General features: G+C 71.0%; 6 protein-coding genes and 1 pseudogene. All 7 read right to left on the reverse strand.

Annotation, left to right across the window (positions count from 1 at the left end; translation table 11 throughout):
- A pseudogene (locus tag A6302_RS18690) lies at positions 1 to 313 on the reverse strand (hypothetical protein); the annotation flags it as partial.
- A complete protein-coding gene (gene gpJ / locus A6302_RS18695; protein ID WP_069308300.1) occupies positions 310 to 3,393 on the reverse strand; it encodes a TipJ family phage tail tip protein in 3,084 nt (1,027 codons plus the stop codon). The gene gpJ and the pseudogene A6302_RS18690, both read right to left, overlap by 4 nt.
- Positions 3,390 to 3,818: an NlpC/P60 family protein gene (locus tag A6302_RS18700; RefSeq protein WP_069308301.1), complete on the reverse strand. Its 429-nt coding sequence runs from the start codon at positions 3,816 to 3,818 to the stop codon at positions 3,390 to 3,392. Before A6302_RS18700 ends, gpJ begins: the two co-directional genes overlap by 4 nt.
- Positions 3,819 to 3,832: 14 nt before the next feature.
- Positions 3,833 to 4,366, reverse strand: a complete 534-nt coding sequence (locus A6302_RS18705) for a hypothetical protein (RefSeq protein ID WP_069308302.1) — start codon at positions 4,364 to 4,366, stop codon at positions 3,833 to 3,835.
- Between the two features lies 1 nt (position 4,367).
- Positions 4,368 to 4,553 carry a hypothetical protein gene (locus A6302_RS18710; RefSeq protein WP_069308303.1) on the reverse strand — a complete coding sequence of 62 codons (186 nt, stop codon included), beginning with the start codon at positions 4,551 to 4,553 and terminating at the stop codon, positions 4,368 to 4,370.
- Positions 4,553 to 4,789, reverse strand: a complete 237-nt coding sequence (locus tag A6302_RS18715; RefSeq protein WP_069308304.1) for a hypothetical protein — start codon at positions 4,787 to 4,789, stop codon at positions 4,553 to 4,555. Before A6302_RS18715 ends, A6302_RS18710 begins: the two co-directional genes overlap by 1 nt.
- Positions 4,790 to 4,796: 7 nt before the next feature.
- The coding region (locus A6302_RS25460) for a lytic transglycosylase domain-containing protein (protein ID WP_069308305.1) at positions 4,797 to 6,789 on the reverse strand (1,993 nt) is incomplete at its 5' end.

Genomic DNA, 6,789 nt, shown 5'->3' on the forward strand with positions numbered 1-6,789 from the left:
CCGCCCGCTCGTAGACGATCACCCGCCAGTGGCCGCTCGCGTCGGAGCGCAGCAGCGCCGCGTCGCCGGCCGCCGTCGTCACGTCGCCGCCGCCCGGCAGCACCAGGCTGGTGGCGTTGTGGGTCAAGGTCAGCGCGGCGGCAAAGCGCACCCATTTTTCCTGATGCACGGCCGTGCCGAAGGATGTGATCGTGGTCGTGCCGGTGATCAGGATCCACCGGGCCGTCGAGGCGCCGAGATCGACGGTCGCGGCCGAGGCGATCGACGCCTCGGCAAAGCCGCCCTGCCCGAATTTGCGGATCGGTGTCGTCATGCCGGCTCCAGGAAGTAATCCTCGTCATCGACGAGGAGGTTGCCGAAATCGTCGGCGATCGTCGGCGCCGTTGCCGTCGCGAAGACTTTCCAGTCAGTCCAGGGCGACGGCTCGTCGTCGTCGGGAATCCGGCGCAACCGCGCGCGATAGCCGACGTAGGCCGTCAGGAAGCCGGTGCGCGCCTCGGTGTCGCCGGCGTCGGCCACCAGACGCGAGGTTGCACCCGCCGTCGTGCCGTCCCACGTCTGCCACTGCACCTCGTGGGTGTCGTCGTCCGCCCCCGGCGACCAGCTGAACACCGCCAGCACGCCGGTCGTCGTCTCCGAAATCGACGCCGTGGTGGTCTCCACCTCGAAGCCCTCCGGCGCCTGCGCGAACTCCGCGCCGACCGTGTAGGCCACCTCCGTGCCCCACGCGCCGGGCGTGCCGTCGGCAGCCAGCCCGCGGGCCTGCAGGTCGATGACGTCGCCGACGTCGTAGCCGGTGATCCGCACCGTCGAGGCCACAGGCGAGGTCAGCGTCGTCCAGCCCGGCGCGCCGTCGGCCCGGTGCCGGGCTTCCCAGCGCACCACCGGCGCGCTCGCCGCCGCCGCCCGCAGCGACAGCAGCACGTTGCCGGCCGATCCGGTGCGCAGCGAGGCAATCACCGGCGCCAGCGGCGCGATCACCTCCGGCACGATGATCTCGCCGACATTGCCGTCCCAAGCCGGCGGCTCTTCCGCGTCGGTCAGCTCGTCGATGATCGGCGAGGCCTCGACGAAGGTGAGCCGCTGGGTGAACCCCTCGCCGCTCTCCACCGATTTGAGGATCAGATCGAAGGTGACGTTTCCGGCGACGCCGAAATGCACCTCGCCGCCCACCTCCGGCACGTCGTCGGCCCCGCCCGGGTCCACTGGCAGCATCCGCAGCGCCGAATGATCCCCCGGCACCGTCGCCACCAGCCGCACCACCGCGACCCCGACCGGATCATCCGACGTCACCCGGGCGCGGAACTCGATGGCGTAGCTGGTGCCCGCCTCCATCGTCACCGTGTCGTCGATCTCGACGAGGTTGCCGCGCACGCCGCTCACCCGCGCCGACATCTGCCGCCGGTCGATCAGGTCGAGGCTCGCGCCGACGAGGTCGCCCCGCGTCGAGGTCCGCACGCCCACGTCCTGCATCGCCGAGAACAGGTCGGGCCGGTATTTCGCGACGTACATCATCCGCCGCGCCTCGATCCAGATCCGGTCGGCATCGGTGATCCACGGGAACTCGATCGCCTCGAGGATCGTCGGCGTGCCGGTGAACCCCGGCCAGGGCACGATCCGCTCGGCCCATTCGTAGTCGTTGGCCGCGTCGCGGAACTTCACCCGGAAGGCGTGCGGCGGGTCGGTGTAGGTCCGCGAGAAGGCGATCGAGCGCGCGTTGCGCGGCGAGATGTGGTCGACCTTGACGCTCTGCGGCCGGTCGATCACCACCCCCCAGCGGCGGCCGTCGTGCTGCGGGCTCGCGCGGCCGGCCGCGGCGATGTCGCGCAGCCGCTCCTCGAGGCTCTCGTCGAAATCGTGGACACGGTCGTAGGTCAGCCCCTTGAGCACGCACCACTCGTGCCACTCGGCCAGCTGGTCGAGGTCGATCCCGCTGTCGGCCACCGGCTTGGCAAGGCCGGGCGATTGCAGCGCGTAGCGGTAGAGGCTCGCCGGATTGCGCGTTGCCCGCCGCACCCAGGTCTCGGTTTCCGCGTCCCAGTCGAGGCAGACCCGCCGCGCGATCATGTTGAGGCTATCGACCTGCCCGTTGATCTGGTAGGTCGACAGCATCCGGAACGACAGCACCGACACCGGCAGCGCGGTGTTCAGCGGATACTCCGGCCGGAAGGTCTGGATGTGCTGCCAGTGCACCTGATCGGAGACGTTGTTGTCTTCCGATTCGTCGGTCAGCCGGGTCAGCCGCACCGCGTAGGCGCCGCGCACCCCGAAACCCCACTCGTGTTCCAGCCAGAAGGGCTCGCGCTTCATCTCGTCGATGTCGAGGATGTCGACCTCTTCCCACGTCCCCGTCGGCAACAGCTTCTGTTCGATCCGGATCTGCACCCGCCAGGCGATGTGCCGCCCGCGCGAGACCGAGTAGAGCGACAGCCCGCCCGGAAAGAACAGGATGATCTTGCACTTGGTGGCGCGGCTGCGCGCGTAGCGGATCAGCGGCTGGTCTTCGGCCGGCTCGCCGGTCACCTCGCCGTCGTCGTCGCGCGGCAGTTCGCGGCGCAGCTGCGAACCCACCTCCTCCTGGATCACCTGTTCCGGGGTCAGCGTCACCGGCGCGTCGCCGGCCGCCCCGGTGCGGATCTCCATCTGCACCTCGTCGAACTCGCCGATCGGCGTCTCGCCGAGGCGGATGTCGTCGATCTCGATCTCGTCGAGCGAGCATCCGAGCATGCCCCGGTTGTACTGCTTGCCGCCGACGATTTCCCAATAGGGCGGCACGATGAACGGCGGCGCGATCCGCATCGTGCCCATCACCTGCGGCAGCACGCCATCGGGGTTCACCGGGTTGCGCCAGCCGGACACGCCGTAGCTCGGGCTGGCCTTGCGGTTGTCCGGCGTCTGCGGCGGCACCAGCGCGTTGATCAGGAGGTTGCCGACCACCGTCGCCCCCAGCGTGATCAGCGAGCCGGCCGCCGCCTCCGAAAGCCCGAGCGCCGTGCCGAAGGCCGACCCCGCCAGCCCGACCGCGTAGAACTGGCCGAGCGCCACCGCCGCGATCACCACGAGGATCTGAAGCACGTTGCGGAAGAAGTTGCCCTCCGCCACCGGCCGGATGACCACCTGCACCCCCGGGCGCGGACGCACCCGGTGCCAGATCTCCGGCGTCACCGCCCAGGTGCCGCGCTCCGTCACCAGCAGCACCCGCATCCGCCGCCGCGCCGCCTCCGGCAGGTCCGGCGTGGCGACGGCCACGATCTCCGCCACCGTCAGCCCGGCCGGCAGCGTCAGCGCCGTGCGGTTCCGCCCGGCGTCGAGCACCGGCATCGCCAGCACGTCGAGGCCCCCGCCGGGACGGATGATCTCCCCGTCGAGGGGCAGGCGCACCGGACGGCTCACGCGACCACCCGGTCCGCAAGCCCCGCATGCCGGAACGTGCCCACATGCACCGACACCAGATGCGCCGCCGACAGCCGCTCGATCGCCGCTGCCCGGCCGCGCGCCACATGCAGCACCCGGCCGCGCTCGACGATCACGCCCACGTGCCCCTCCAGCCGGCCGCGCCGGAACAGCGCCACGTCGAAGACCCGCTCGGAACCCGGCAGCACCGGCAGCCAGTCCGCCGAGGCCTGCGCCTTGCCCAGCGCCGCGGCGATCTCCCGCACCTCGGCCACGCAGGCGTAATCCGCGTCGTAACCCGGCAACTCGATGCCGCACTGCTCGGCCAGCACGAGGCGCACGAGGCCCCAGCAGTCGAGCCCCTCCCGCGTCCTGCCCTTCTCGGCGAAGGGCAGGCCGATGTAGCTTTCCGACCAGTGAGGCATCTTTTTCCCCAACCCTACTGATGCAGACAGGGCGTCACGTCGCGGCTCATCCGCACTGCGGTCGCTGGCTCCGCCGTGATCGGCTCGCGCGACATCGACAGGATCACCTGCCCCGCATCCGGATCGGCCGCGATCAGCTTGAGCCCCAGCCACTCCACCTCGACGAGGTCCGGCGTCGAGGCCAGCACCATCGCCATGTGCACGTCGGCCCTTTCGGTCGTGGCGCGCACCAGCGCGACGATGTCACGGTCGACCAGATCGACGACGATCTGCGCCGCCTGCGGCGTGTCCTCCTGATCGTCCGGGGCGAAGGCGCTCATCAGCACCATCGGGAAGTCGCGGCGAATACCCTCCACGCCGCCGAAGGCCCAGGTCGAGCGCGTGCCGTAGACCAGCGGGTCGGTCGAGAGGGTCACGCCGTTGTCGGTCGAGAGCAGCATCGGTTCGCCGATGTCGGGGTGCTCGATCACGACGAGGAACACCTCGACCTCTTCGGTCGAACCAGCCAGATGCGCCCGCCGCGCGTTGAGGGAGAGCCGCCGCGCCATCTCAGACCGGCATGATCGCGAGCGACAGCTGCACCTGCCAGCGCACCCCGTAGGGCGATTCCACCGGCATCTCGGTCATCGTGCACAGCTGCGTCGCCGCCAGCAGGAGCGGCACGCCGCCGGTGGTCAGCAGCGGCGCCCCGCCCATCGTCAGCAGCGGCAGGCCATCGCGGGAGGGGTCCGGCATCAGGAACGGCTTGGCGCCGCGCCCGATCTCCTCTTCGAAGAACCGCCGGAACCGCGCGCGTCGGGGGGATAGAGCCGCATCATCATCCGCTGCGGCCGGGCCGGCCGCGAGAATCGCCCGCGAAAGCCGGGCACCGGCGCCTCGCCGCCCTTCGAAAGCCGGCCGTCCTCGTAGCCGAGCGAGAATCCCTCGCGCAGCGGTTTCGGCAACTCGGCGGGCCAGGTGGCAATCGTCATCGCGGGGTCAGCCTCGGTTTGAGCCCGAAGGTCTGGCCGATCGACTTGCGCGACCGGCTGCCGCCCGCGACACGCCGTCGGCCACCATGTCGTCGAGCTGGTGGATGATCCGCCGCCCGCCCTTGCCGTCATCCTCCTCCCGGGTGTCTACGCGGGCGGAGGTGTTGTTGATCACACGGCTTTCGAAGTTGACATTCACCGGGTTCGCCCCGCCGACGCCGTGGGTCAGCCGCGTGCCCGCCGCCGCCACCCGTGCCCGGCCGACGCCGCTGCCGCCCGTCACCGGGCCAAGCCCGCCGCCATCGGCCAGTTGCTGCAACGGCGACGGCGGGATCGACGGCCCGAACATGTCGCCAGCCAGATAGTCGGCCACGTCCTCGCGCGACCAGCCGGCGTTGATCCGCTCCAGCACGTCGCGGTGCGCCGACGTCGCCCGGCCGTTGACCATGAACTCGTCTTTCGAGCCCCGGATCAGCACGTCGTCGGCCCGCGCGTGGGTGCCGACGGCAATCCGCCCGCCCCCTCGCCCGTCGAGCACCCCGTCCAGCCCGCCGCCCTCGGCAAAACCGAACAAACCGGCCACGAAGGTGCCGAGCCCCGACAGGAGATCGCCGAAACCGCCCTCGCCGCCAAGCCCCGTGAGCCCCTTGAGCAGCGTGCCGATCCCGCCGACGAGCCCGCCCGCCATGTCGCCGAGCGAACCCACCAGCCCGCCCAGCGTGTCGCCGAGCGTGCCGGCAAAGCCCTCGCTCGCCCCGGCCGTCTCGGTCGCCGCATCGCCGATCGCGTCGGCACTCGCCTTGGTGGTCGCGCCGATCGAGGCCACCGCCGGCGCCGCCGCCTGGTCGCCGCTCACCGCGGCCTCCGCCAGCCGCGTCAGCCCGTCATTGGCGTCGCCGAGCCCCTGGCCGAAGGTCGCCAGCCCCTCGGCGGTCGTGCCCAGCCGCTCGCCCACAGCGTCGAGATAGCCCTGCGTTTCGGCCGGCAGCTTGGAGAGGTCGCCGCCCCACTTGTCGGCGTTGCCCGGCCCCCAGTTGTAGGCAACCAGCGACTTCTGCAGGTTGCCGTCATAGCGGCCCATCATCTGGTCGAGATAGCGCGTGCCGCCGACGATATTTTGCGCCGGATCGAACACGTTGCCGACGCCGAGATCACTCGCCGTGCCCGGCATCAGCTGCATCAGCCCGCCGGCACCCACCGGCGAGCGCGCATTCGGGTTGCCCCGGCTCTCCTGCGCCATCACCGCCAGTGCCACGTCGGTCGGCACCCGTGTTCCGGCCACCGCCGCCGCCACATCGCCGCGCCAACGCTCCACGCTGTCCGGAAACGGCACCGCCGCCCGCACCGCATCGCCCGCCAGCGGCGCCAGCGCCGCCCGCGCCACCGGAATCACCGGCGCGGCGCCGGGAACGGCTCCCGAGGCAGTCGCAGCGTCGGTTTTCGTCGATTTTCCCGAGAACAGCCCGGCGATACCGGACAGCACCTTCGACCCGCCCTTGCCCTCCGGATCGAACAGCGCCGAAAACACGTCCTCGATTGCCAGATCCAGCAGCCGCGCGGCAAACCGGTCGACCGCGGAGGTCAGCGCGTCCATTCCGGTCGCCCCGGCGCGGATGTCCTGCAGCATCCCGCCGAAGAAGTCCTTGGTCAGGCCCTCGCTTTCGCGCCACGCGTCTTCCACGCGGCGTTTCGTCTCCTCCGAAAGCTCCTCCAGCCGCCGCTGCGTCTCTTCCTCGGCATCCGCCGCCCGCCGCCGCGCCTCTTCCTCCTCGGCGATCGCCGTGACGATCTCCCGGATGCGGTTTTTCTCCGTCACCGTCGCCTCGGCGCCGGCCTTGCGCAGCGCGATGCTGATCCGGCGCTCCAGATCGGTCTGCTTCGTCGCCGCCAGTTCGTCCTCGAGGGCCTGAATCACCTTCTCCGCCGCCGCGATCTCCTGTTCGCGGCCCAGATCCTTCGCCGGCGACTTGGTCGGGACCGGCGGCGTGCCCTGAATGACC

This window comes from Methylobrevis pamukkalensis (assembly GCF_001720135.1).
Taxonomy (GTDB): Bacteria; Pseudomonadota; Alphaproteobacteria; order Rhizobiales; family Pleomorphomonadaceae; genus Methylobrevis; species Methylobrevis pamukkalensis.

Coding starts and splice junctions, on each gene's coding strand:
- A6302_RS18700 (WP_069308301.1), bottom strand. CDS start 3,818: ATGCCTCACTGGTCGGAAAGCTACATCGGCCTGCCCTTCGCCGAGAAG.
- A6302_RS18705 (WP_069308302.1), bottom strand. CDS start 4,366: ATGGCGCGGCGGCTCTCCCTCAACGCGCGGCGGGCGCATCTGGCTGGT.
- A6302_RS18710 (WP_069308303.1), bottom strand. CDS start 4,553: ATGCCGGACCCCTCCCGCGATGGCCTGCCGCTGCTGACGATGGGCGGG.
- A6302_RS18715 (WP_069308304.1), bottom strand. CDS start 4,789: ATGACGATTGCCACCTGGCCCGCCGAGTTGCCGAAACCGCTGCGCGAG.